The 25,625-nt window shown below is 53.8% G+C and carries 25 protein-coding genes; 19 read left to right on the forward strand and 6 right to left on the reverse strand.

Annotated features, from left to right (window positions below):
* Positions 1-66 precede the first annotated feature (66 nt).
* Complete coding sequence (locus OGY18_RS26770) at positions 67-1,149, forward strand: cellulase family glycosylhydrolase (protein ID WP_286554993.1); 1,083 nt, start codon at positions 67-69, stop codon at positions 1,147-1,149.
* On the opposite strand, the gene emrD is transcribed toward OGY18_RS26770, so the two are convergent.
* The 3 genes from emrD to tisB all read right to left on the reverse strand — a co-directional run bounded on the left by emrD (position 1,076) and on the right by tisB (position 3,498).
* Complete coding sequence (gene emrD, locus OGY18_RS26775; RefSeq protein ID WP_032934162.1) at positions 1,076-2,260, reverse strand: multidrug efflux MFS transporter EmrD; 1,185 nt, start codon at positions 2,258-2,260, stop codon at positions 1,076-1,078. The genes OGY18_RS26770 and emrD overlap by 74 nt on opposite strands.
* Before the next feature lie 191 nt (positions 2,261-2,451).
* Entirely contained in the window at positions 2,452-3,285 is an 834-nt protein-coding gene (locus OGY18_RS26780) for an EamA family transporter (protein ID WP_020996046.1), read from the reverse strand.
* Positions 3,286-3,408: 123 nt separating this feature from the next.
* Positions 3,409-3,498: a type I toxin-antitoxin system toxin TisB gene (gene tisB, locus OGY18_RS26785; RefSeq protein ID WP_003023909.1), complete on the reverse strand. Its 90-nt coding sequence runs from the start codon at positions 3,496-3,498 to the stop codon at positions 3,409-3,411.
* A gap of 522 nt (positions 3,499-4,020) precedes the next feature.
* Between tisB and ivbL the strand changes: the two genes are divergently transcribed.
* From ivbL to ilvN, 3 genes are all read left to right on the forward strand, one after another.
* Positions 4,021-4,119 (forward strand): ilvB operon leader peptide IvbL, encoded by a 99-nt coding sequence (gene ivbL, locus OGY18_RS26790; RefSeq protein ID WP_003827118.1) that lies wholly within the window; start codon positions 4,021-4,023, stop codon positions 4,117-4,119.
* A 107-nt stretch (positions 4,120-4,226) separates the two neighbouring features.
* Positions 4,227-5,915, forward strand: coding sequence for an acetolactate synthase large subunit (gene ilvB / locus OGY18_RS26795; protein WP_166465482.1), 1,689 nt, complete (start codon positions 4,227-4,229; stop codon positions 5,913-5,915).
* A 3-nt stretch (positions 5,916-5,918) separates the two neighbouring features.
* Positions 5,919-6,209 carry an acetolactate synthase small subunit gene (gene ilvN / locus OGY18_RS26800; protein WP_003023914.1) on the forward strand — a complete coding sequence of 97 codons (291 nt, stop codon included), beginning with the start codon at positions 5,919-5,921 and terminating at the stop codon, positions 6,207-6,209.
* Position 6,210: 1 nt separating this feature from the next.
* Here the strand turns inward: ilvN and OGY18_RS26805 are convergent, their stop codons facing one another.
* Positions 6,211-6,996, reverse strand: a complete 786-nt coding sequence (locus OGY18_RS26805; protein WP_003827122.1) for a DeoR family transcriptional regulator — start codon at positions 6,994-6,996, stop codon at positions 6,211-6,213.
* Positions 6,997-7,320: 324 nt separating this feature from the next.
* Between OGY18_RS26805 and rbsK the strand changes: the two genes are divergently transcribed.
* From rbsK to nepI, 9 genes are all read left to right on the forward strand, one after another.
* Complete coding sequence (gene rbsK, locus OGY18_RS26810; RefSeq protein WP_003827124.1) at positions 7,321-8,241, forward strand: ribokinase; 921 nt, start codon at positions 7,321-7,323, stop codon at positions 8,239-8,241.
* Between the two features lie 27 nt (positions 8,242-8,268).
* Positions 8,269-9,585, forward strand: a complete 1,317-nt coding sequence (gene fucP, locus OGY18_RS26815; protein WP_286554997.1) for an L-fucose:H+ symporter permease — start codon at positions 8,269-8,271, stop codon at positions 9,583-9,585.
* Positions 9,586-9,596: 11 nt separating this feature from the next.
* Positions 9,597-10,610 (forward strand): aldose 1-epimerase family protein, encoded by a 1,014-nt coding sequence (locus OGY18_RS26820; protein ID WP_286555002.1) that lies wholly within the window; start codon positions 9,597-9,599, stop codon positions 10,608-10,610.
* A gap of 153 nt (positions 10,611-10,763) precedes the next feature.
* On the forward strand, positions 10,764-11,357 hold the full coding sequence (gene uhpA / locus OGY18_RS26825) for a response regulator transcription factor UhpA (protein WP_286555004.1): 594 nt from the start codon (positions 10,764-10,766) through the stop codon (positions 11,355-11,357).
* A complete protein-coding gene (uhpB, locus tag OGY18_RS26830) occupies positions 11,354-12,856 on the forward strand; it encodes a signal transduction histidine-protein kinase/phosphatase UhpB (RefSeq protein WP_286555007.1) in 1,503 nt (500 codons plus the stop codon). Before uhpA ends, uhpB begins: the two co-directional genes overlap by 4 nt.
* Before the next feature lie 9 nt (positions 12,857-12,865).
* Positions 12,866-14,194, forward strand: a complete 1,329-nt coding sequence (locus tag OGY18_RS26835) for an MFS transporter (RefSeq protein WP_286555009.1) — start codon at positions 12,866-12,868, stop codon at positions 14,192-14,194.
* A gap of 142 nt (positions 14,195-14,336) precedes the next feature.
* Positions 14,337-15,728, forward strand: coding sequence for a hexose-6-phosphate:phosphate antiporter UhpT (gene uhpT / locus OGY18_RS26840; protein WP_286555012.1), 1,392 nt, complete (start codon positions 14,337-14,339; stop codon positions 15,726-15,728).
* Between the two features lie 149 nt (positions 15,729-15,877).
* Complete coding sequence (locus OGY18_RS26845) at positions 15,878-16,330, forward strand: DUF1198 family protein (RefSeq protein ID WP_003827141.1); 453 nt, start codon at positions 15,878-15,880, stop codon at positions 16,328-16,330.
* Between the two features lie 170 nt (positions 16,331-16,500).
* A complete protein-coding gene (gene nepI, locus OGY18_RS26850) occupies positions 16,501-17,694 on the forward strand; it encodes a purine ribonucleoside efflux pump NepI (RefSeq protein WP_191235907.1) in 1,194 nt (397 codons plus the stop codon).
* A 46-nt stretch (positions 17,695-17,740) separates the two neighbouring features.
* Here the strand turns inward: nepI and gmuD are convergent, their stop codons facing one another.
* Together gmuD and OGY18_RS26860 are read right to left on the reverse strand one after the other, a co-directional pair.
* The gene (gene gmuD / locus OGY18_RS26855; RefSeq protein ID WP_191235908.1) at positions 17,741-19,123 is read right to left on the reverse strand and encodes a 6-phospho-beta-glucosidase GmuD; all 1,383 of its coding nucleotides are present in this window, start codon (positions 19,121-19,123) and stop codon (positions 17,741-17,743) included.
* Between the two features lie 94 nt (positions 19,124-19,217).
* Entirely contained in the window at positions 19,218-19,511 is a 294-nt protein-coding gene (locus tag OGY18_RS26860; RefSeq protein WP_191235909.1) for a YicS family protein, read from the reverse strand.
* A 130-nt stretch (positions 19,512-19,641) separates the two neighbouring features.
* On the opposite strand from OGY18_RS26860, the gene OGY18_RS26865 reads away from it, so the two are divergent.
* The 6 genes from OGY18_RS26865 to OGY18_RS26890 all read left to right on the forward strand — a co-directional run bounded on the left by OGY18_RS26865 (position 19,642) and on the right by OGY18_RS26890 (position 25,623).
* Positions 19,642-20,058, forward strand: coding sequence for a GNAT family N-acetyltransferase (locus OGY18_RS26865; RefSeq protein WP_191235910.1), 417 nt, complete (start codon positions 19,642-19,644; stop codon positions 20,056-20,058).
* Between the two features lie 90 nt (positions 20,059-20,148).
* Positions 20,149-22,947 carry a transcriptional regulator DagR gene (gene dagR / locus OGY18_RS26870; RefSeq protein WP_286555023.1) on the forward strand — a complete coding sequence of 933 codons (2,799 nt, stop codon included), beginning with the start codon at positions 20,149-20,151 and terminating at the stop codon, positions 22,945-22,947.
* Between the two features lie 120 nt (positions 22,948-23,067).
* The gene (locus OGY18_RS26875) at positions 23,068-23,493 is read left to right on the forward strand and encodes a PTS sugar transporter subunit IIA (protein ID WP_003827155.1); all 426 of its coding nucleotides are present in this window, start codon (positions 23,068-23,070) and stop codon (positions 23,491-23,493) included.
* Positions 23,494-23,505: 12 nt separating this feature from the next.
* Positions 23,506-23,991, forward strand: coding sequence for a PTS sugar transporter subunit IIB (locus tag OGY18_RS26880; RefSeq protein WP_003023959.1), 486 nt, complete (start codon positions 23,506-23,508; stop codon positions 23,989-23,991).
* 25 nt (positions 23,992-24,016) lie between these two features.
* A complete protein-coding gene (locus OGY18_RS26885; protein ID WP_003023960.1) occupies positions 24,017-24,766 on the forward strand; it encodes a PTS mannose/fructose/sorbose/N-acetylgalactosamine transporter subunit IIC in 750 nt (249 codons plus the stop codon).
* Positions 24,763-25,623, forward strand: coding sequence for a PTS system mannose/fructose/sorbose family transporter subunit IID (locus tag OGY18_RS26890; RefSeq protein WP_005121522.1), 861 nt, complete (start codon positions 24,763-24,765; stop codon positions 25,621-25,623). Before OGY18_RS26885 ends, OGY18_RS26890 begins: the two co-directional genes overlap by 4 nt.
* The last annotated feature ends 2 nt before the right edge of the window (positions 25,624-25,625 follow it).

The raw sequence follows: 25,625 nt of genomic DNA on the forward strand, positions 1-25,625 counted from the left end.
TATTTTTTACGCTTTCGCTCTACACGGAAAGTGAAAAAGCGTGCTAAATACGTGATATCACTCCTGATGATTTGCGTAAGGACGACCGTGTTAAAGCCGCTTGTTTCCCTTTTACTGTTGGCCAGCGCCACCGTGTGTGCCGCGCAATCTGCGTTGACGGCGGCGCAGTATGTGCAGCAGCTTGGGGTTGGGATGGACGTAGATTGGGCGCGTACCGATCGGGGCATCCGTGAATTCGATCCGCTGGTGGTGAGGGATTATAAGGCGAAAGGGTTGACCCACGTGCGCATTCGCGTGGCGGGTGAGCCTACGGAGGCGCGGCTCATTCATCTGCGCAAGCTGGTGGAAGCCTGCGAGCAGTATGGCGTGATCCCGATAATCGCCTATCAGGCTGATGAGTATAAAAAAGACCCCAGTATCAGTAACGAAAAAGAGGTGGTTAACTGGTGGGTGGCGGTGGCGCATTACTTTGGCCAAAGCTCGCCGTTGCTGGGTTTCGACCTGATATACGAACCCTCTGATAAGCTCACCCATAATCAGGCGTCGCTCAATCGGGTGTATGACAAAACTATCCGTACCATCCATGCCATCGATCCACAGCGAATGATATTTATCGCGCCGAAACTGCATGCCGCTCCGGAAGATTTGGTCAACCTAAAGTTGCCGCCGCAAAGTCAGAATACCGTGCTGGCCCAATGGCATATTTTCCCGTGGGGACCGCTGAAAAATAACGGCAAATACCCGTGGACCTCTGGGACTGCGTCAGAAAAGGCCGCCATTCGCGCCCGAATTAATACCGCTATTCACTGGCAGCAGAAAACCGGTCATGTCAGCTGGGTAGGTGGCTGGTCGGCGGGAGAAACCATCAGGAACGCGCCTTCTGCCTCGCAAATGGCGTTTGCCCGCTTTATGGCGTGCGAGCTGAAGAAAGCGAAAATTCCCTATGCTATCAATGCGGATACGCAGTTCTATGATGGTGAGGAAGGGGCATGGCGCCCGGCGCTCGAGCCGTTGTTGAATACCATGATTACCCCTGAGTGTGAAAAGCCCGGCGAGAAGCCGGGCCATCATACGCTTAAACCGCCTGTCCCTGATGCGACACGCGTGACGCCAGCGGAAGCCAGCAAACAAAAATCAACAGCCCCATAAGGGTCATCAGCAGACCCAGACTGGCTTGCCCGGTCTGCGGCAGCATGGCGGAGAACCACGCCAGTACGCCGGAACCAATGTTCTGTAATCCCCCGACCAGCGCGCCAGCAGTACCGGCCAGGAACGGGAAAGGCTCCATTGCGCCGCTGGTTGCCAGCGGAAACAGCATCCCGGCACCGAAGAAAAACAGTGCGGCGGGAACCAGCAGCGTCCAGACGTTCATCACGTCGAACAGACCAGGGATCCACATCATCAAACCGGCGACCAGACAGCAGATAACCGACTGCCACATTAGCGTCGAGAAACGCTTATTCGGGCGACCGGCGAACCAGGCACCAAAAAACGCCGCCGGAATGGGTAGAATAAACAGGATACTGACCACCATGCTGCTTAAGCCGAGACGCGCGCCTAACAACACACCGGAACAGGCTTCGAAGACCGCAACGCCCGCCAGGCCGCCGATCAGCATCAGCACGTAACAGGTGAAAGAGCTGTTGCCAAACAGCGTTTTGTAGCTGGCGATAAGCCGTGGACGCGGAGCACCTGCGGGGCGCGTTTCCGGCATCCAGCGCGCCATGCTAAACGTGACGCCTGCGCACAGCACCAGCAGGAAGATGTAACAGGCACGCCAATTCCACAGGGTATCCAGCATACCGCCAATCAATGGTGCCAGCAGTGGGCTGACAAGAATCCCCATGTTTAACAGGCTATTAGCGTGGCGTAACTGCGTGCCTTCGTACAGGTCGCGCGGTAACGTTCGCGCCATCACACCGCCGACGCCCGTTCCCATCCCCTGTATTGCGCTGGCGATAATCAATACCGTCAGGCTGTGGGTGGTTATGGCGACCAGCGTAGCCAGCATAAAAATGGACATCCCGGCGAGGATCACCGGGCGGCGGCCAACGCGATCGGAAAGTGGGCCGTAAATCAGTTGTGACAGACCGTAGGTCAACAGATAGGCGGCCATCACGCTTTGCACCGCCCCTTCGCGAACGTTCAGTTCACGTGCCATATCAGCAATCGCGGGGATATAAATGGTTTGCGCCATCTGACCTACCGCCACCAGTAATACCAACATCAACAACAAATTGACGCTTCTATGCCTTTTCATTTCGCTGATTACTTTTAAAAAAGAGAAAAAAGAAGAATAAGGTGCTGCACTTTCCCGTAAATGCGCGTGGAATCTACCACATCAGAAAAAGAAGGCCAGATAGTAGGCTGGAATGTTTGCGCGATGGTCGGCAGGAAATGTAAACAAAAAGCGGCAACAAATGTTGCCGGATTGCATCGGGTTTACAGAGGTCATGATAAGCGTAGCAAAACCGCGCCTATGGCAATGCCTCCAGCCGCAACAAGACGTATTCCGGCAACCTTCTCTTTCAGCAGCAGCCACGCGAGCAGCGCGCCAAACAGGATGGAGGTTTCACGCAGTGCAGCGACTACCGCCAACGGAGCCTGGGTCATGGCCCATAGCGCCAGGCCGTAAGAACCCATTGTGCCAATCCCGCCAAGAATACCTTTCTTCCACTGCTGCACCAGATAGCGTGACGCTTCCCGGCGTCGGGCAATCATCGCCCAACCCAGCAGGCAGGAGCCGTTCAGAAAGAAGGTCCACAGTGTATAACCCAGCGCGGTTTCTGATAAACGTACGCCGGTGCCGTCAACCAGCGTATATCCGGCGATAAAGCAGGCGTTAATGAGCGCCAGCACAATCCCGCGTTGCGAGCTGCTGCGTCCGTTAAACGCCATGCCGAGGATCGCCAGACAGATCGTGGCAATCCCCACCCAGGCTAGAACAGAGAGGCTATCGCCAAGAAACAGGACGCTGATAATTGCGACCAGCAGCGGCGCTGTGCCGCGCATTAACGGATAGGTCTGGCTCATATCCGAAACCTGATAGGTTTTGGCGACCAGGACGGTATATACAATTTGCAACGCAGTTGAGACGGCTAAAAACGGCAGGCTGGCGGCGGAAGGTTGCGGCGCAAAGGGTAAGCAAATCAATGCCATAATTGCAGCAGAACCGCTGACACCGATCGCTGAGTACAGTTTATCGTTTCCAGCTTTAACAATGGCATTCCAGCTGGCATGCAGCAGCGCGGCGAACAGCAAAATGCAGAAAACAGAAAGCGTCATGGTGGAATTCTTCCCTGAGAATGTCATAAAAACGTAACATATTGGCGCGACACAAGCACCAGGGAGAAGGTGAAAGGGGAGCGGAGTGTTACCCGCCCCCCTTAGGTGCGACTTGAATCTGAATTACTTAACGTATTTCAGAACGGCATCAAGTAGTTGCAGTGCTGCAACAATGAGTTTGAGGATAAGAATAGCGATATCCACGAGGCTCATACGCTCTCCTTTTGGTACAAGGAGCACGGTGCTGACGTACCTCGCCGCTGCCTGTTGCCAGCACCTTTGTTGACATAACACAGTGTGCTCACACGGGGGTTAAGGCGCTGACGGCACCACCCGTTTCAGCCAGGACTTTGATGCGCCGGTTTACGATGCGGCCCCCGCATAACACCTTGCGTACCGAGACATTATAGATAAATACTGTATAAATTAACAGTATTTTATGGATGTTACGCTATTCATGTTCCATACTCAAAACCATCAAAATTCGTGCCGAAATTGCGTGTTCTTCGCAGAACGCGTATACTTTTTTCGTTGACATAACACAGTGTGTTCGGCGGCTACCAACCGCACAGCACTGAAAAAAACCTCGCTCCGGCGGGGTTTTTTGTTTTTCAGCAATGCACAACGAAATGTGATCATTGACGCATTTTTATGCAGATGAAAATTTTTCCATTGTCACGCTGAAAAACCTGTGTTTGTATAAATCCAGTTAATCAACAAACAGACAGGTCCCTAATGAACCCTTCCATGCTGACTGCGACCCTACTAAAAACTGCGCCATCTCGCGCAGCGGTCGTCGTGCGTGTGGTGGTGGTCGTCGGCAATGCGCCGTAGGGTCCGAATCAACACACGATTCCAAAACCCCGCCGGCGCAAACCGGGCGGGGTTTTTCGTTTCAGAGACCTGCCCGGAGCAAAGGCCCAGAATAAAAGGACTGGAGCATGGCAAGTTCGGGCATAACATCCAAGCGTACGCGTTTTACGGGCGCAGAATTCATCGTTCATTTCCTGGAACGCCAGGGTATTCAGGTTGTTACCGGTATTCCCGGCGGATCGATTCTTCCCGTCTATGACGCCTTAAGTCAAAGCACGCAAATCCGTCATATCCTGGCGCGCCACGAGCAAGGAGCAGGGTTTATCGCGCAGGGAATGGCGAGAACTGATGGCAAACCCGCCGTCTGTATGGCCTGCAGCGGACCGGGCGCAACCAATCTGGTGACCGCCATTGCCGATGCGCGTCTGGATTCCATCCCGCTGGTGTGTATCACCGGGCAGGTTCCGGCTTCAATGATCGGCACCGACGCCTTCCAGGAAGTCGACACCTACGGCATCTCTATCCCCATCACTAAGCACAACTATCTGGTCCGCCATATCAGTGAATTACCGCAGGTCATGAGCGATGCGTTCCGCATTGCGCAGTCCGGACGTCCAGGCCCGGTGTGGATAGACATTCCTAAGGATATTCAAACCGCTGTTTTTGACATTGAAGAGATGCCGGAGCCCGCGCAGAAAATGGCGGCACCAGAGTTCAGCCAGGACAGCATTCGCGATGCCGCAGCCATGATTAACGCCGCACAGCGTCCGGTGCTGTACCTCGGCGGCGGCGTGATTAACGCACCTGAGCGCGTGCGCGAACTGGCAGAAAAAGCGATGCTGCCCACCACCATGACCTTAATGGCGCTCGGTATGCTGCCGAAAGCGCATCCGCTGTCGTTAGGCATGCTGGGCATGCACGGTGCGCGTAGTACTAACTTTATTCTGCAAGAAGCGGATTTATTGATTGTTCTGGGCGCACGTTTTGATGACCGGGCGATTGGTAAAACGGAGCAGTTCTGCCCGAACGCCAAAATCATTCACGTAGATATCGACCGCGCGGAACTGGGTAAAATCAAACAACCGCACGTGGCGATTCAGGCGGATGTCGATGAGGTTCTGGCGCAATTGATCCCATTAATTGACGCGCAGCCGCGAGAGTCGTGGCATCAGACGGTGGCCGATTTACAACGTGAATTCCCTTGCACTATTCCGCAGGAAAGCGACCCGCTCAGCCATTATGGATTGATCAACGCCGTGGCTGCCTGCGTAGACGACAGCGCCATTATCACCACCGACGTAGGCCAGCATCAGATGTGGGCGGCACAGGCTTATCCGCTGAACCGTCCGCGTCAGTGGCTGACCTCCGGCGGTCTGGGAACCATGGGCTTTGGTCTGCCAGCGGCGATTGGCGCGGCTCTGGCCAACCCGGACAAAAAAGTGCTGTGCTTTTCCGGCGACGGCAGCCTGATGATGAATATTCAGGAAATGGCGACGGCCAGCGAAAATCAGCTGGATATTAAAATCATCCTGATGAATAACGAAGCGTTGGGTCTTGTATATCAGCAGCAGAGTCTGTTCTATAAGCAGGGTGTTTTTGCCGCGACCTATCCGGGGATGATTAACTTTATGCAGATAGCTGCCGGGTTTGGTCTCGAAACCTGCGATCTGAATAACGAAGCGGACCCACAGGCAGCGTTGCAGGAGATTATTAATCGCCCTGGACCTGCGCTGATCCACGTGCGTATCGATGCCGAACAAAAAGTGTACCCGATGGTGCCGCCGGGTGCGGCAAACACAGAAATGGTGGGGGAATAAGCCATGCAACAGCAGACTCATGACAACGTAATCCTGGAACTCACCGTACGCAACCATCCGGGTGTAATGACTCACGTTTGCGGGCTGTTTGCCCGCCGCGCGTTTAACGTGGAAGGCATTCTCTGTCTACCGATTCAGGACAGCGATAAGAGCCGCATCTGGCTACTGGTCAACGACGATCAACGTCTTGAGCAGATGATAAGCCAGATCGACAAGCTGGAAGATGTGGTGAAAGTGGCCCGTAACCAATCCGATCCGTCGATGTTTAACAAAATCACCGTGTTCTTTGAGTGAGTTAGTCGCCGTCTGAATCCGGGGTGATCACTTTGACAGAGCCGTTCCGGCAGTGGGTTGCGTAATCTGCCGGTAACGGACGGTCGCTTATCAGTACGTCAAAGGTGGAGAGTGGACCAATGCTGGCGGGGGCGACCTCATCGAACAGGGCGTGGCGCGTCAGCAGAATTTTGCGTAATCCGCGTTCCATCGCTTTGCGTTTTGTGGCCAGATCGTCCGGATTGAACCAGCTAACGCCGAAATGCTCATGGACTCCGCTGGCGGAGATAAAGACTTTCCGTGGGTTGAGTGCATCCAGCGGGGAGGGATTGCTGGTGTCGTAAAAGGCGTCACTTTTCGCCCGGTAGGTCCCCCCGCAAAGAATCGCTGTGGCGTTGGGCTTTTCATTTAGCGCTACGAACACCCGGTGCGAGTAGCAAATCCCGGTAAAGGAAATATCGTCCGGGATCATGCTGACCACCAACGGCATTTCCGCACCATTATCAAAAAAGACCAGATCATTTTCACTTACCAGTCCCGCAGCCAGAATGGCAACCGGTAAATCGTCGCGGTGATACTGTTTTTGCGCGGGGAGTGGCGCGTTAACGATGGCGGCAGGTTTGTTCACCATCACAATGTAACCACCGAGCAGCGTGAGCGGTAACGGCTCGTCATCCTGACTGAGATCCCGACGAATAGTCATCACGGAAACTTCCAGCATTCGTGCCGCCTCTTTCAGATGGATTCGGTCGGTCTTCTTCAACAATTCCATCAGACGTCGAATACGTTCTTTTTGCTTAGTTTCCATGTGCTTCTCCACGAATCATGTTCCCATGTTCCTTCAGTAACATTTTTGTGTTTCTGAGAACATGACATTGCCGCATTACTATACGTCTGACTATTCGGAAATAAAAGCGTGTTTTTTCACGTTTTATTGATTATATCCAGTTAATTTTCAGTCAATTGTAAGCAACTTCATCATTTTTATTGTGATGTGGGTGTAACATTTAGTGCAATAAATAAACAATAAAATGATCTTCCAATCGCGATCCTAGTCACAAATGATACGAAAGTAACATGATAATGTTATTTTAATATCATTGTTGTGTGATTGTTTCTGAGAGGTAGTAAAATGGATATCGCGGTTATTGGCTCCAACATGGTGGATCTCATCACCTACATCAACCAGATGCCCAAAGAAGGGGAAACGCTGGAAGCACCGGCGTTCAAAATTGGCTGCGGGGGCAAAGGCGCAAATCAGGCCGTTGCGGCCGCTAAGCTCAATTCTAAAGTGCTGATGCTGACAAAAGTCGGTGATGATATTTTTGCGGATAACACTATTCGCAATCTTGAATCCTGGGGAATTAATACCACCTATGTCGAAAAGGTACCCTGCACCAGCAGCGGTGTCGCACCGATCTTTGTTAATGCGAACTCCAGCAACAGTATTCTGATTATTAAAGGAGCGAACAAATTTCTCTCCCCGGAAGATATCGATCGTGCGGCGGAAGATCTGAAAAAATGTCAGCTTATTGTCCTGCAACTGGAAGTGCAGCTGGAAACCGTTTATCACGCGATTGAATTTGGCAAAAAACACGGTATTGAAGTGTTACTAAATCCCGCCCCTGCATTACGGGAATTAGATATGTCTTATGCCTGTAAATGTGATTTTTTTGTGCCGAATGAAACCGAGTTGGAAATATTAACCGGTATGCCAGTGGATACTTATGACCATATTCGCGCAGCGGCACGTTCTCTGGTTGATAAAGGTCTGAACAATATTATCGTCACCATGGGTGAGAAAGGTGCGCTGTGGATGACACGTGACCAGGAAGTCCATGTTCCAGCGTTTAAAGTGAACGCTGTCGATACCAGTGGCGCAGGCGACGCTTTCATCGGTTGTTTTGCTCACTATTACGTTCAAAGCGGTGATGTGGAAGCCGCCATGAAAAAAGCTGCTCTCTTCGCTGCTTTCAGCGTTACCGGGAAAGGCACTCAATCATCTTATCCAAGCATCGAACAATTTAATGAGTTTCTTACCTTAAACGAATAATACTCCTGCACTGTAAAAGGTAGCACTATGAACGATAAAAACATCATTCAGATGCCTGACGGCTATTTGAATAAGACCCCTCTGTTCCAGTTTATTTTGTTATCCTGTTTATTCCCGTTATGGGGATGCGCAGCCGCATTAAATGATATTCTGATTACGCAATTCAAAAGCGTATTTTCACTCAGCAACTTTGCCTCGGCATTAGTTCAGAGTGCCTTTTATGGCGGTTATTTTTTAATTGCGATTCCAGCATCTCTGGTGATTAAAAAGACCAGTTATAAAGTCGCCATCTTAATGGGGCTGACCCTTTATATCGTTGGGTGTACGCTCTTCTTCCCGGCATCGCACATGGCCACCTACACCATGTTCCTTGCGGCGATTTTCGCGATTGCGATTGGTCTGAGCTTCCTGGAAACAGCAGCCAACACCTACAGCTCAATGATCGGCCCAAAAGCGTATGCCACTTTACGCCTGAACATCAGTCAGACTTTTTATCCTATTGGTGCGGCTGCTGGCATTCTGCTAGGTAAATATCTGGTCTTCTCTGAGGGCGAAAGCCTGGAAAAACAGATGGCCGGGATGAACGCTGAGCAGATCCATAACTTTAAAGTGTTGATGCTGGAAAATACCCTTGAGCCATACAAGTACATGATTATGGTACTGGTTGTGGTGATGGTGTTATTCCTCCTGACTCGCTTCCCTACATGTAAAGTCGCGCAAACCACGAGTCATAAACGCCCGTCAGTGATGGATACACTGCGTTATCTGGCCAGCAATGCCCGTTTCCGTCGTGGAATTGTGGCGCAATTTCTTTATGTGGGGATGCAGGTCGCGGTGTGGTCATTCACCATCCGTCTGGCACTGGAATTAGGTGATATCAACGAGCGCGACGCCTCAACCTTCATGGTCTATAGCTTCGCCTGCTTCTTTATCGGCAAGTTTATCGCCAACATTTTGATGACGCGCTTCAATCCGGAAAAAGTGCTGATTCTCTATTCCATTATTGGTGCGCTGTTCCTCGTCTATGTTGCACTGGCGCCAAGCTTCAGCGCTGTGTATGTCGCAGTGCTGGTGAGTGTCCTGTTTGGACCCTGCTGGGCGACAATCTATGCGGGTACGCTTGATACCGTGGATAACGAGCATACCGAAATGGCAGGTGCCGTCATTGTCATGGCGATTGTCGGTGCGGCGGTGGTTCCGGCGATTCAGGGCTATGTGGCCGATATGTTCCATTCATTGCAACTTTCGTTCCTGGTCTCCATGCTGTGCTTCGTGTACGTCGGTATCTACTTCTGGCGTGAAAGCAAAGTGCGCAACAACCTGGCTGAAGCGACAGTTTCCTGAGGAGAGTGAGCATGACAACACGTATAACGCTGTGGCGGGAACTCTTTGCAGAGCATCCGCGAATCTTACTGAAGAATAGCGACTTCACGGTTACCGCATTTCGTTACGCCAGTGGAGTGGAAGGGCTGAAGGTAGAAAACAGTCGTGGACATCTGGTTATTCTGCCCTGGATGGGGCAGATGATCTGGGATGCTCAGTTTGATGGCCATGACCTGACCATGCGTAACATGTTCAGTCAGCCGAAACCGGCGGCGGAAGTGGTGGCGACCTACGGCTGTTTTGCCTTCCACTCAGGTCTGTTGGCAAATGGCTGCCCATCACCAGAGGATTCACATCCTTTGCACGGTGAAATGGCTTGTGCCGCGATGGATGAAGCCTGGCTGGAGCTGGAGGGTGAGAATTTGCGCGTGGGCGGACGCTATGAGTATGTGATGGGGTTCGGTCATCATTATCAGGCACATCCTGCGGTGGTAATGCACAAAGCGAGTGCGCTGTTTGATATTCAGATGGCGGTTACCAACCTTGCCTCAGTGGCAATGCCGTTGCAGTACATGTGCCATATGAACTATGCCTACGTACCGGAAGCCACCTTCAGCCAGAATATTCCGGATGAGGCCATGAAGCTGCGTGAGTCGATACCCGCGCATGTTAAACCGACTGAGCAGTGGCTGGCGTTTAATCAGCGGATTGTACAGGGCGAGGCTTCTCTGGCGCGGCTCAATGAACCCCATTTTTACGATCCGGAAATTGTCTTCTTTGCTGACCAATTGGACAGGTACACCGATAAGCCAGAATTTAGCATGATCGCGCCTGATGGCACCACATTCGTTACGCGTTTCTCCAGCACGGAGCTGAATTATGTGACGCGTTGGATCCTCTACAACAGCGATCAGCAGGTTGCGGCATTCGCCTTGCCTGCAACCTGTCGACCTGAAGGATTCCTGGCAGCACAACGCAATGGCACCTTGATTGAAATAGAACCGCAGCACACCCGGACATTTACAGTCACAACTGGCATAGCCTGATCGCTCAAGGCTTGAACACCAAAGCACTTATCGTTAAGGTAAGCGCTTTTGCTGGGTGGCGGCATTAATGCCTTATCCGGCCTACAACGGCACCCGCCCGTAGGCCTGATAAGCGTAGCGCCATCAGGCATGCCTTAGCGCCAGGATGAACCCATGATTACCGTTGCCCTTATTGACGACCACCTTATCGTCCGCTCCGGCTTTGCCCAACTGCTGGGGCTGGAACCTGATTTGCAGGTGGTGGCTGAGTTTGGCTCAGGCAGTGAGGCGCGGGCGGGATTACCGGGACGCGGCGTGCAGGTGTGTATCTGCGACATCTCTATGCCTGATATCTCCGGTCTTGAACTGTTAGGCCAGTTGCCAAAAGGAATGGCGATTATCATGCTCTCTGTCCACGACAGCCCGGCACTGGTGGAGCAGGCGCTCAACGCGGGCGCGCGTGGTTTCCTTTCTAAACGTTGTAGCCCGGATGAGCTGATCGCGGCGGTGCATACCGTAGCGACCGGCGGCTGTTACCTGACGCCGGACATCGCCGTCAAACTGGCGGCCGGTCGTCAGGATCCGCTCACCAAACGCGAACGTCAGGTGGCGGAAAAACTGGCGCAAGGTATGGCGGTCAAAGAGATTGCCGCTGAACTGGGTCTGTCGCCGAAAACGGTGCACGTGCATCGCGCCAACCTGATGGAAAAGCTGGGGGTCAGCAACGACGTCGAACTGGCCCGCCGGATGTTTGACGGCTGGCAATGAACACGCTCTGTTCCCGGTTAATCACCGTTGTTGCCTGCTTCTTTATCTTCTCTGCCGCGTGGTTTTGCCTGTGGAGCATCAGCCTGCATCTGGTTGAGCGCCCGGAGCTGGCGGTACTGCTGTTTCCGTTTGGTCTGCGTCTGGGGTTGATGCTGCAATGTCCGCGCGGCTACTGGCCGGTGCTGCTGGGCGCGGAATGGCTGCTTCTTTTCTGGCTGGCGCAGGAAGTGGCGCTGGCCCATTTACCACTTTTGATGATCGGCAGCTTCCTCACGTTACTCCCGGTGATGTTGATTTCGCGATACCGCCATCAGCGCGACTGGCGCACGCTGCTGTTGCAGGGCGCGGCGCTTACGGCGGCGGCATTGCTGCAATCGCTGCCCTGGCTTGGGCAAGGCGAACAGGCGTGGAACGCGCTGCTGCTGACGCTCACCGGCGGATTAACGCTGGCGCCGATCTGCCTGGTGTTCTGGCACTATCTGACCAGCACGACCTGGCTGCCGCTGGGCCCGGCGGTGGTGTCGCAGCCGGTGAACTGGCGCGGGCGGCATCTGGTCTGGTACCTGCTGCTGTTTAGCGTCAGCCTGTGGCTACAGCTCGGTTTACCCGCCGAGCTTTCGCGCTTCACGCCGTTTTGCCTCGCGTTGCCTATCATTGCGCTGGCCTGGCACTACGGCTGGCAGGGGGCACTGATTGCGACGCTGATGAACGCCATCGCGCTGATTGCCAGCCAGACCTGGCACGATCATCCCGTCGATCTGTTGCTCTCGCTGCTGGTGCAAAGCCTGACCGGGCTGCTGCTCGGCGCGGGTATTCAGCGTCTGCGCGAACTTAACCAGTCGCTGCAAAATGAATTAGCACGCAACCATCGTCTGGCGGAACGCCTGCTGGAGACCGAGGAGAGCGTGCGCCGTGATGTGGCGCGCGAGCTGCACGATGATATCGGCCAGACCATCACCGCCATTCGCACTCAGGCGGGCATTGTCCAGCGGCTGGCGCCGGAAAACGCAGGGGTGAAGCGCAGCGGGGCGCACATCGAACAACTTTCTCTCGGCGTGTACGATTCGGTGCGTCGCTTGTTAGGCCGACTGCGACCACGTCAACTGGACGATCTCACGCTGGAGCAGGCCATCCGCTCACTGATGCGCGAAATGGAGCTGGAAAGCCGTGGCATCGTCAGCCATCTCGACTGGCGAATTGATGAATCTGCACTTAGCGAAAGCCAGCGGGTGACGCTGTTTCGCGTCTGTCAGGAAGGGCTGAACAACATCGTTAAGCACGCCAACGCCAGCGCGGTGACGCTTCAGGGCTGGCAACAGGATGAACGGCTAATGCTGGTGATTGAGGACGACGGCAGCGGCCTGCCGCCGGGGTCGAATCAACAGGGATTTGGCCTTACGGGGATGCGTGAACGGATTAGCGCTCTCGGTGGGTCGCTCTCGATTTCCTGTACGCACGGCACGCGGGTCAACGTGTCGTTACCCCAGCGATATGTGTAAGGCGCGGTCATGTTTTCGTTTTTAAAAGCTCCGGCCAGTGCGCCGCTCATTACTGATAAGCGCGAAGTGGATGCCCGCTACCGCTACTGGCGGCGGCATATCCTGACCACCATCTGGCTCGGCTACGCGCTGTTCTATTTCACACGCAAAAGCTTCAACGCTGCGGTGCCGGATATTCTGACCAGCGGCGTGCTGACTCGCAGCGACATTGGGCTGCTGGCGACGCTGTTTTACATCACCTACGGCCTGTCGAAGTTTGTTTCCGGTATCGTCAGCGACCGCTCCAACGCCCGCTATTTTATGGGCATCGGGCTGATTGCCACGGGCGTGGTAAACATTCTGTTTGGATTTTCCACCTCGCTATGGGCCTTTGCGGTGCTGTGGGCGCTGAACGCCTTTTTCCAGGGCTGGGGATCGCCGGTCTGCGCGCGTTTATTGACCGCGTGGTATTCGCGTACCGAGCGCGGCGGCTGGTGGGCGCTATGGAACACCGCGCACAACGTCGGCGGGGCGCTGATCCCTATCGTGATGGCGGCAACAGCGCTGCACTACGGCTGGCGCGCCGGGATGATGATCGCTGGGCTGCTGGCGATTGTGGTGGGGATTTTTCTCTGCTGGCGGCTGCGAGACAGGCCGCAGGCGATTGGTCTGCCGCCGATTGGCGACTGGCGGCATGACGAACTGGAAATTGCCCAACAGCAGGAAGGTGCTGGGCTGAGCCGCAAAGAGATCCTCACCCGCTATGTGCTGCTGAATCCTTATATCTGGCTGCTGTCACTGTGTTATGTGCTGGTGTACGTGGTCCGTGCCGCGATTAACGACTGGGGCAATCTGTACATGTCGGAGACGCTCGGCGTGGATCTGGTGACCGCCAATACCGCCGTGACAATGTTTGAGCTGGGCGGATTTGTTGGCGCGCTGGTGGCGGGTTGGGGTTCGGACAAGCTGTTTAACGGCAACCGCGGTCCAATGAACCTGATTTTCGCCGCCGGAATTTTGCTCTCCGTTGGCTCGCTGTGGCTGATGCCGTTCGCCAGCTATGTGATGCAGGCCGCGTGCTTCTTCACCACCGGATTCTTCGTCTTCGGCCCACAGATGCTGATCGGCATGGCGGCGGCGGAATGTTCGCATAAAGATGCGGCGGGCGCGGCAACCGGTTTTGTTGGGCTGTTTGCCTATCTGGGTGCATCGCTCTCCGGCTGGCCGCTGGCGAAGGTGATGGAGGTCTGGCACTGGACCGGATTCTTTGTGGTGATCGCTATTGCGGCGGGGATTTCCGCGTTGTTGCTGCTGCCATTTTTAAACGCCCAGGCCCCGCGCGATCTCAACGAAGCGTGATGTACCTCACCTTTTTGCCCCGAGTGGGGCAAAACTAAGAAATTTTCCCGGTTTCACCTGGACGCTGTCTCAGGCGCGTCTTCCGGCTGATTTTTACAATGCCTGCCATTCGCAGGTATAAAAATTAGCTCGGGAGTGTCAAATGCTGGCCTTTCTCAACCAGGTGCGCAAGCCGACCCTGGATCTGCCGCTCGATGTGCGGCGCAAAATGTGGTTCAAACCGTTCATGCAGTCCTATCTGGTAGTCTTTATCGGCTACCTGACCATGTACCTGATCCGCAAAAACTTCAACATCGCGCAGAACGACATGATCTCCACCTACGGGCTGAGCATGACGCAGCTGGGGATGATTGGCCTGGGCTTCTCCATCACCTACGGCGTGGGTAAAACGCTGGTTTCCTACTACGCGGATGGCAAAAACACCAAGCAGTTCCTGCCGTTTATGCTGATCCTTTCCGCCATCTGTATGCTCGGCTTCAGCGCCAGCATGGGCGCGGGTTCAACCAGTCTGTTTTTGATGATCGCTTTCTACGCGCTGAGCGGTTTCTTCCAGAGTACCGGCGGCTCATGTAGCTATTCCACCATTACCAAATGGACGCCGCGTCGCAAGCGGGGTTCTTACCTCGGCATGTGGAATATCTCCCACAACCTCGGCGGTGCGGGTGCGGCGGGCGTGGCTCTGTTTGGCGCTAACTATCTGTTCGACGGTCACGTCATCGGTATGTTTATCTTCCCGTCGATTATTGCTCTGATTGTTGGCTTTATCGGCCTGCGCTACGGCAGCGACTCCCCGGAATCTTATGGCCTCGGTAAAGCCGAAGAGCTATTCGGTGAGGAGATCAGTGAAGAAGACAAAGAAACCGAAGAAAACGAGATGACCAAATGGCAGATCTTTGTTGAGTACGTGCTGAAAAACAAAGTGATCTGGCTGTTATGTTTCTCGAACATCTTCCTGTACGTAGTGCGTATCGGTATCGACCAGTGGTCCACCGTCTACGCTTTCCAGGAGCTGAAGCTCTCCAAAGAAGTGGCGATTCAGGGCTTTACCCTGTTTGAAGTGGGCGCCCTGGTTGGCACGTTGATGTGGGGTTGGCTCTCTGACCTGGCTAACGGTCGTCGTGCGCTGGTGGCCTGCGTGGCGCTGGCGTTGATTATCGCCACTCTGGGCGTTTATCAGCACGCCAGCAACCAGTACATCTATCTGGCTTCGCTGTTTGCGCTGGGCTTCCTGGTGTTTGGTCCACAGCTGTTAATCGGCGTTGCGGCAGTCGGATTTGTGCCGAAAAAAGCGATCGGCGCAGCCGATGGGATTAAAGGCACATTCGCTTATCTGATTGGTGACAGCTTCGCCAAGCTCGGTCTGGGGATGATTGCCGACGGCACGCCGATTTTCGGGCTGACCGGCTGGGCGGGCACTTTCGCCGCGCTGGATGCTGCCGCCATCGGTTGTATCTGTCTGATGGCCGTCGTGGCCGTATTTGAAGAACGTAAAATTCGCCGCGAGAAAAAGATTCAACAATTGAAAGTAGCTTAAGTTAAGTGTGCATTGGTAACTTTTGCCCGCCTTAATGGCGGGCTTTTTTATTCCTCGTAACCCGTCCTGAACAGCGTTAACACGTTCAGTCGTCGACAGAGGTGAATTTGCCGCTATGATGGGCGTCCTGTCTGGTAATGGATGTTCGCATGATTTGGATAATGCTGGCCACGCTGGTGGTTGTTTTTGTGGTGGGATTTCGGGTGCTAACGTCCGGGTCGCGGCGGGCAATTCGCCGTCTGAGCGAGCGACTGAACATTGATGTCGTGCCGGTAGAATCGATGATCGATCAGATGGGAAAAGTACAGGGTGAGGCTTTTTTACAGTACCTCCACCGTCCTGATGAATCGCATCTACAAAATGCTGCCCAGGTGCTGTTGATCTGGCAAATCGTTATTGTCGACGGCAGTGAGCAGAACCTGTTGCAATGGCACCGCTGGCTGCAAAAGGCCCGGCTGGCTGCACCGATTACCGACGCGCAGGTGCGTCTGGCGCTCGGTTTTCTACGCGAGATGGAGCCGGATATGCAGGAGCTTAATGCGTTCCAAATGCGCTATAACGCCTTTTTCCAGCCTGAAGATGGTGTGCACTGGCTGCACTGATAGTCCTCTTGATGGCGCAACGCTTATCAGGCCCAACGCAGTGCCCCATCGTAGGCCGGATAAGACGACGTCGCCATCCGGCTATAAACAGTTGCTGAAACGTTAAATACGTCACAAATTTAATGTTACACTGCGTAACTTTTCTACAATAACCCCACGCAGGTAACAAAATGAGTGAAGCTGTTGAACAAAAATCCCGCGCTGAGGCAAATTCCCGCCCGAACTGGTCGGCGGTATTTGCCGTGGCGTTCTGCGTTGCCTGCCTGATAACCGTTGAATTTCTCCCCGTTAGCCTGTTAACGCCGATGGCGCAGGATTTGGGGATTTCTGAAGGCGTGGCCGGACAATCGGTGACCGTGACGGCATTTGTCGCCATGTTCGCCAGCCTGTTTGTGACGCAAATTATTCAGGCGACCGATCGTCGCTATGTGGTGATCCTGTTTTCGGTGCTACTGACGCTTTCCTGTCTGCTGGTTTCCTTTGCCAATTCTTTTTCGCTGCTGCTCGTTGGCCGCGCCTGCCTCGGTCTGGCGCTTGGCGGCTTCTGGGCGATGTCGGCGTCGCTGACCATGCGTCTGGTTCCTGCACGTACGGTGCCGAAAGCGCTGTCGGTTATTTTTGGCGCGGTCTCTATTGCGCTGGTAATTGCCGCGCCGCTGGGGAGCTTTTTGGGCGGTATTATCGGCTGGCGTAACGTGTTTAATGCGGCGGCGGTAATGGGCGTGCTGTGCACGATTTGGGTGGTGAGAGCGTTGCCTTCGCTGCCTGGTGAACCTTCGCATCAGAAACAAAACATGTTCAGCCTGTTGCAGCGTCCAGGGGTGATGGCCGGGATGATTGCCATCTTCATGTCCTTTGCCGGGCAGTTCGCCTTCTTTACCTATATTCGCCCGATCTATATGAATCTGGCGGGCTTTGACGTTGATGGCTTGACGCTGGTGCTGCTGAGCTTCGGCATTGCCAGTTTTGTTGGTACGTCGTTCTCGTCGATGATTCTGAAGCGTTCGGTCAAACTGGCGTTAGCCGGTGCGCCACTGGCGCTGGCGCTCAGTGCGCTGGTCCTGATCCTGTGGGGCAGCGACAAAGTGGTGGCGGCGGGTATTGCGATTATCTGGGGACTGTTGTTTGCGCTGGTACCGGTGGGCTGGTCGACGTGGATCACCCGTTCGCTTGCCGATCAGGCAGAAAAAGCCGGATCCGTCCAGGTCGCCGTGATCCAACTTGCCAATACCTGCGGGGCTGCGGTGGGAGGCTATGCGCTCGATACCCTAGGACTGCTGTCGCCCCTGATGATTTCCGGCAGCCTGATGCTGCTGACGGCGCTTCTGGTGGCAGCAAAAGTTCGCATAAAAGATATGCAATAAACTAAAACACGGTATGCCGGATCGCTATCCGGCATCCTGGTTGGTTTTAATTAAAACCATTGTTTTCGGCGGTACGGGCAAACCATTCGCCGCTCTTTTTCACCGTGCGTTTTTGCGTTGCTAAATCTAACTGAACAAAACCGTAGCGGTTTTTATATCCGTTGAGCCATGACCAGTTATCAATAAAGGTCCACATATGGTAGCCAAGACAATTACAGCCTTCGCTAATGCCTTTATGTAGCCATATAAGATGCTCAGAAACAAATTCAATACGGTAGCTGTCGTTGATTTGCTCTTGCTGAATAAAACGCTGCTCATTCTCGACACCCATACCGTTTTCAGAAATAAAACAGCGCGGGTTGCCATAATTATCACGCAGATTGGTAATAATATCGTAAATACCCGGCTCATAAATTTCCCAGCCACGGTAGGGGTTCATTTTCCGCCCCGGCATTTCGTAATAATCAAACAGCCACTCCGGCATAAACGGTGCATCCGGGTTGACGGCGCTATCGCGGCATTTCACGCGACGCGGCTGATAGTAGTTGATGCCGAGCAGGTCGATTTTTCCCTCGGCGATTAACTGGCTGTCGCCTGGCTGGCATGCCGGTAATTGATCGTACTCTTTCAGCAGTTCAACCAGATCCGCCGGATATTCACCCTTCAGCACCGGGTCAAGGAAACTGCGGTTAAACAGCAGATCCGCATAGTGTGCGGCTTTCACATCCGCCGGATTTTGTGAGCGCGGGTAGGAAGGCGTTAAATTCAGTACCACGCCGATTTCACCGTCATGGTTTGCGGCACGATATGCCCGAACCGCCGTCGAATGCGCCAGTATGGTGTGATACGCCACGGTAGCTGCACGTTTGAAATCCACCACATTAGGGTAATGGAAGTCATACAGATAGCCGCCTTCAACCGGGACAATTGGCTCGTTAAAGGTAAACCAGTGCTTAACCCGGTTGCCGAACAATGTAAAACACGTTTGTGCATAGCGGCCAAACGCCTCGACCACTTCACGGTTTTCCCAGCCGCCTTTCTCCTGCATCACCATCGGCATGTCGAAGTGGAACAGGGTGATAAATGGCGTAATGCCTTGTGCCAGCAGCTCGTCGATGACGTTGTTATAGAACTCGACGGCTTCAGGATTAACCTCGCCGGTACCGTCCGGGATCAGGCGCGACCAGCTCAGAGACGTACGGAAGCTGTTGTGCTTCAGCTGTTTGAGCAGTGCGATGTCCTGTTTCCAGTGCTGATAAAAGGTTGAGGTGTTTGCCGGGCCAACGCCCTGATTGAAACGACCTGGCTGACGATCGAACCACACGTCCCACGTGGTCTGGCTTTTGCCGCCGTTCAGGCTATCCCCTTCGGTTTGCAGTGCCGAGCAGGCACTGCCCCACCAGAAGTTTTCTGGAAAACGGTATCGCATTGTTGTTGCTCCATTGCTATTTATACGTTCTGGCAACAATACGTGTTTTTGCGATACAGAAACCGGTTACAGTACTCATTTTTCAACCAGATGCCTATAAATCCGGACATTCAACTTTGCCAAGGGCTTCCCAGTAGTTGTTCTGATTGTTTCTTTGAATTGCCAGAATGGCTTCGCGGATGTGCTGCTGATTACGCGTATCAGCCATAATCGTTTTTTCCCACACCTCATCAGATGGCGACCCTTGCGGGGTACAAATCTTACGTAAATCCTTCATAACAGTATTCTTTTCGTGTACAGCCTGCAGACTGCCATACGCCGAGTCGGCTTGCGCCAGACCGGGTAGCGTGAAAAGGACGGCAATAATCGGAAAAATAATTCGTTTCATGATAATAATCCTTGTTGTCTATGCGCATCATCTCAAGAGTAAGTGTAGACGGCATACGATTCACTCAGCACCCTGTGTTAATGTCTAAAAATAAATCAGCCAGAAGTTGTAGTTATTTCAGGAGGATAGGATGCAAATACAGATCACAGATGCAATTACAGAAGACGATCAAAATGCCCTACTTGCCGGATTGCGCGCTTACAACCGGCAGTTTCTTAGAACCACCAATTTTGGCGACCTGGCGGTGTACTGGCGCGATGAGCGCAATGACATTCTGGGTGGGCTGATCGGCAAAATCAAAGGCGAATGGCTGTGCATTGATTTTCTGTGGATGCATGACTCGCTGCGCAAAGGCGGTTACGGCACAAAATTGATACAGGCCGCAGAACAGACGGCGCGTGAGAGAGGATGCCTGCATGCGCTGGTGGATACCATGAGTTTCCAGGCGCTGCCGTTTTATCAGAAAAACGGCTATCAGCTGCAAATGACCCTCGATAACTTCCCGGAAACCGGTTCCGCGCGCCATTATTTGTCGAAAACGTTTTGATGACCGGAAGGTCTGGATGCCGCCTCACTTTCTTGCGCAGCAGAATAGTGTATGTTCTGAACAATCATTTATTTCTTAAGCGGTAAAGAGATGAGACGGATTGAGATAATACTGGGAGAGCTGGAACGGCTGACGCGAGGCCTGAATCTTGCCCATCTGGCGCAGGAAACCGCGTTCACAGCGGAGGCCATCGGCTTTAACCTCGGGCTGGCGCGCAACTCAGTCAGTAAAGATCTCAATCAGCTCTGGAACGACGGCCTGGCGATTAAAAGCCGCGGGCGCCCGGTATTCTTTCTGCATCGTCAGGCGATTGAAACGCTGCTGGGGCGCAAACTGGATGAGTCCGAGCGTGAAGTGCAAACCGTTGCCGACCTGTTGCCTGTTCAGGAAAACCTGGCGACAGACGATCCCTTTTCCAGCCTGATTGGTTACGATCGCAGCCTGCGCGATGCGGTGGAAAAAGGCCGCGCGGCGGTGTTGTATCCCCACGGGCTACATGTTCTGCTGACCGGTCCCTCCGGCGTGGGTAAAACCTTTTTTGCCGAACTGATGCACCGTTTCGCCTGCGAACGTGCAGCGGGAACGCCTCCACCGCTGGTCTATTTCAACTGCGCGGAATACGCGCATAACCCGGAACTGCTCTCATCGCACCTGTTTGGTCATCGACAGGGAGCGTTTACCGGTGCAAACGAGAATAAACCCGGTCTGGTCGAACAGGCTGATGGCGGCTATCTCCTGCTCGATGAAGTGCATCGTCTGCCGTATGAAGGTCAGGAAAAACTGTTTTCTATTCTCGACAAAGGTGAATACCGGCCGCTGGGTTCAAGCGCCGTGGCGCGTTCAATCTCGGTTCGCCTGATATGCGCGACCACCGAACCGGTAAGTTCGGCGTTGCTGCGCACTTTCCAGCGACGTATTCAGGTATGTATCGATCTCCCCGGCATTCGCCAGCGTTCGGTGGAAGAGCAGGTTGAGCTGATCGTTGGTTTCTTACAGCGTGAGAGCCGCAAAATCGAGCGTACGATAAGCATCGACCGTACCCTGCTGCTCTGGCTGCTGAACAAGCCGCTGGAAGGCAATATTGGTCAGCTCAAGAGCGACATTCAGTTTCTCTGCGCCCAGGCCTGGGCCTCGGGGATGACGGAGCACAGCGATACGCTACAGTTGGATAAACGTCTGACCGAGATCCCCTTTAACGCCACGCCGGAACAACGTCTGTTGGTTGGGGCGCTGTTCGAAGGCAAAGAACACCTGAGCATCGATGCCCGCACGTTGCCGGCACTGAAAAATTCGCTGGCCACCGGAGCCGAAATTGAAGAGAGCGATCTCTTTTACAGCTTCCTGACCCGGGAATACATCAACCTGCGTAACAGCAACGTACCGCCAGCCGAAACGCTGGCAATCCTCAAAAACAAACTCAGCTCGATTTTTGAATATGGTCTCTATAGCCGCGACAGCGTGGCGCATCCCCCGCGCTATGGCGATCAGATTGAAGAGCGGGTCACGCTGCTGATCGGCTGCGTTGAGCAGGTGCTTGGCTTCACGCTGCCGGAAAATCTGGTTAACCCGCTGCGCAAACACTTTCTGGCGCTGATTGGCTACGTGCAGCGCGGCCTTATTCCGCAACTATATTCTTCCAGCCTGATCCTCGATCGCTGCAAAGATGAATACGAAAACGCCACGCTGTTATGCCGAAAAATCAATGAGTTGCTGCATATTCAGTGTCCGGCGACGGAAGTGGTCTGGCTGTGCCTGTTCCTCAAAGAGTGTCGCCATTACCGCCAACGGATTGATGCCAGTCCGGACTGCGGGGTGATTTTGATTGCCCACGGCGCGACGACCGCCACAAGCCAGGCGCAGTACGTGAATCGCGTGCTGGAGCGCGAGGTGTTCAGCGCTATTGATATGCCTTTCGAGCAGTCGGTGCATGACACGCTGGAAGCCCTGACGCAGATGATCCAGACCCGGCAATATCGCCGATTGATCCTGATGGTGGATATTGGCTCGCTGGTCCATTTTGGCAGTACGATCAGCAAATTATTCCAGATAGACGTTCTGCTGATGCCCAACATCACGCTCACCAGTCTGCTGGAGATAGGGCTGGATTTAAGCTACGAAACCAGCGACTTGCCGCAGCTGGCGGCATTGATGCAGAGCAAAAATATACCCTGTCAGCTCTGTACGCCGCAGCAGGAAAACAGCGGTAAAGTGCTGGTTATCTCTTGCATCACCGGGATGGGAACAGCAGAAAAAATCAAAAAGGTGCTGGAAGAGAGCTTCGGCGAACTGATGTCGCAGGACACACGGATGGTGATCCTCGATTACAACGAAGTTCGCAGCCTGGAGCGTGTTCAGCAAGCGATTAACGCCACTGAGCGTCTGGCTGGCATAGTGGGTACTTTCCAGCCGGGACTGCCGGATATTCCGTTTATCTCGCTCGAGGAGTTGTTCTCTGAGCAAGGCCCTGAGCTGGTGCTTAGCCTGCTGACGCCAGATCTCTCCAGCAGCGAACGCCGACTGGAGATGGAGCGCAGCGCGATGCGCTTTATCAGCGCGTTGACCATGGAGAGCATCATTAACCATATTTCGGTGCTCAACCCGCAGCGTATTTTGAAAGAGATGGAAGGCGTGTTGAATCACCTGACCACCGCGCTTTCGCTCAAACCGAGCCGTCAGGTGACACTGCGCTTCCTGATCCACTGCTGCTGTATGGTCGAGCGTATCGTGATTAACCGCAAACCGTTACAGATGGCGCTGGAGAACAAGCCGGATCTGGATATTCGTGCGTTTAGTGTCATTAAATCGGCTTTCCTGCCGATCGAAGAGGCCTATGCCATTCGGTTATCGGACGCGGAATATTTTTATATCTACGAACTGCTGTATAGCTAATCCCTTGTCTGGTGGGGCTTTGCGCCCCGTCAACACCCACAATTCCCCCGCGTGACACAAATTCTGGCACAGCCTTTGCTCTGTTTACCTATGTCTATGTAATCGAGCCAGGAGGCCATTTTGACTACCACTGAATCCTTGCCCCAGATCCTGCTGCTGACCCATGGCGGCTGGGGGCAACAGCTTTGCAACAGCCTGCGCATGGTGATGGGTGAAATCAAAGGCGTGACGGAAATTCCGCTAATGCCCGTTGATACGCTCGGCGAATTTTATCAGCGCGTCGAAGCCGTAGTGAAAGCTATGCCGGAAGGCTCACTGATCCTGACTGATTTTATTGGCGGCACCACGTCTAACGTGGCGGCACGGCTGAGCGCCGATTACCCGGTGGCAGTGATTTCCGGGCTCAACGCCTCTTTGTTACTGGAGGCGCTCGACAAACGCGAGCATGGCCAACTGACCACCTGCGTGGCCGATCTGGTCGAGGCCGGGCGTAGTAGCTGCCTAGACGTTGTTGCCCACGTACGTCAATTACAACAATCACAATAAGGAATAAACATCATGGCAAACATCGTTTTATGTCGTATCGATAGCCGTCTGATTCATGGACAAGTGGTGACCAAATGGGTTGGGCAATCTCAGGCAAACCGGATTGCAGTGGTCAGCGATGAGCTGGATGCCGATCCGTTTATGAAAAACATCTACCTGATGGCCGCGCCGCCGAACATCAAAGTGGATTGTTTCGGTAACCAAAGTTTTGCGGCTGCCTGGAAAGAAAACCAGCTTGGTGACGGCAAAGTGCTGGTGCTTTTCCCCTCTCTGGCTGCGGTTCAGGAAGCGGTTCAGTTGGGATTTGATGTCACCACCATTCAGGTCGGTGGGCTGGGCGGTGGGCCAAACCGCAAAGCAGTATTCCAGAACATTACGCTGGATGAAAAAGACGTCGGCATCCTGAGCGACCTGAAAAATCGTGGGATTCAGGTGTTCTTCCAGACTATCCCGGAAGATAAGCCGCAGTCGCTGGACGATATCCTGAAAAAATTCTAATTCTTTGATAACAGGGTACTTAATTATGGATACTTTAGTCTTCGCAAGCCTGATGGGGTTGTATTACTGGTTTGCCCGATTACGCCTTGGCTACACCTTCTCCGCCATGCTGCTACAGCCAGTGGTGATTGCCGTATTCGTTGGTCTGCTGTTAGGCAACATGGAAACGGCGATGATCATCGGTGCAGGTATGCAGCTGGTTTATCTCGGCGTGACCTCCACGCCAGGCGGCAACGTCCCGTCGGATCCGGCGCTGGCTGCCTGCATTTCAATTCCTATCGCCGTGAAGGCCGGAATGGACCCGAACCTGGCTATCGCACTGGCGATCCCTTTTGGCGTTATCGGCGTGTTCCTCGACCAGTTGCGCCGCACGCTAAACGCAGCGTGGGTACATATGGCCGACAAGCATGCGGAAACGGCAAACATGGCGGGCATTATGCGCTGTGCGTTCCTCTACCCGGCGTTGCTCGGACTGGTACTGCGTTTCCCGGTGGTCTTCGCCGCCAACTATTTTGGTCAGGACGTTGTGGAAAGCTTCCTTAAGCTGATGCCGCACTGGCTGACGCACTCCTTTGAAATTATGGGCGGCATTCTGCCGGCGCTGGGCTTCGCCATCACCATTATGGTGATCGGTAAAAAGAGCCTGTTGCCATGGTTTATCGGCGGTTTCTTTGCGGTGCTGTACCTGAAGGTAGACATCATGGCGATGGCAATCTTTGGTACCTGCGTGGCCTTCCTGATTAAAGGTCTGGCGAAAAATGAAGGAGCAGCATGATGAGCAGCGACGTAATGCAGCATGAACTGGTGGAGCGCGCGCGTGAAAGCGGCACGTTGACCAAAGCAGACATCACCAAAGCATGGTTTATCTACTGGCTAGGCGCGGAAGTTTCCAGCTCCTATGAGCGTTTGCAAAGCCTTATTTTCTGCGCCTCAATGACGCCGATCATCAAAAAACTCTACCCGCAAAAAGAGGAGCAGGTTGAAGCGCTGAAACGCCATTTGAACTTCTTCAACTCGGAGCAGACGTTCGGGGCGGTGATTCAGGGGATCTCCATTGCGATGGAGGAACAGAAAACCCGCGGCGAGCCGATCAGCGACGCCTCAATTACCGGGATTAAAACCGGGTTGATGGGACCACTGGCCGGGATGGGGGACTCCATCATCTGGGCCGCCGTGATGCCGCTGTTAATTGCTATATTCATCCCGTTTGCGGCGAATGGCAGCGCGATGGGCGGAATTGTACCGTTAATTCTCTATCCTGCTATTACGCTGGCAATCAGCTATGGCATGGTTCACAAAGGCTATACGCTGGGGCGTGACTCGATAATTGGCCTGCTGCAGGGAGGGCGAATAAAGGAACTTATCTACGGCGCTAACGTGCTGGGCCTGATCATGATGGGCGCGCTTTCTGCAAGCTACGTCAAGATCACCACGCCGTTAAAACTTAGCGCCCTGAAAGGCTCTGAAGTGGTGGTCCAGCAAATCCTCGACTCTATTGCACCCGGCCTGTTGCCGCTGGCGGCGGTGTTCGCCATCTATTTCTATCTGGTGAAGAAAGGGCCGCGTTACACAACGATTTTACTGTCGATTGTCGCGCTCAGCGTGGTCTGTTCGCTGCTGGGAGTGCTGTAAGC

Origin of the sequence: Citrobacter sp. Cpo142, from assembly GCF_030332425.1 — a bacterium.
Taxonomy (GTDB): Bacteria; Pseudomonadota; Gammaproteobacteria; order Enterobacterales; family Enterobacteriaceae; genus Citrobacter; species Citrobacter portucalensis.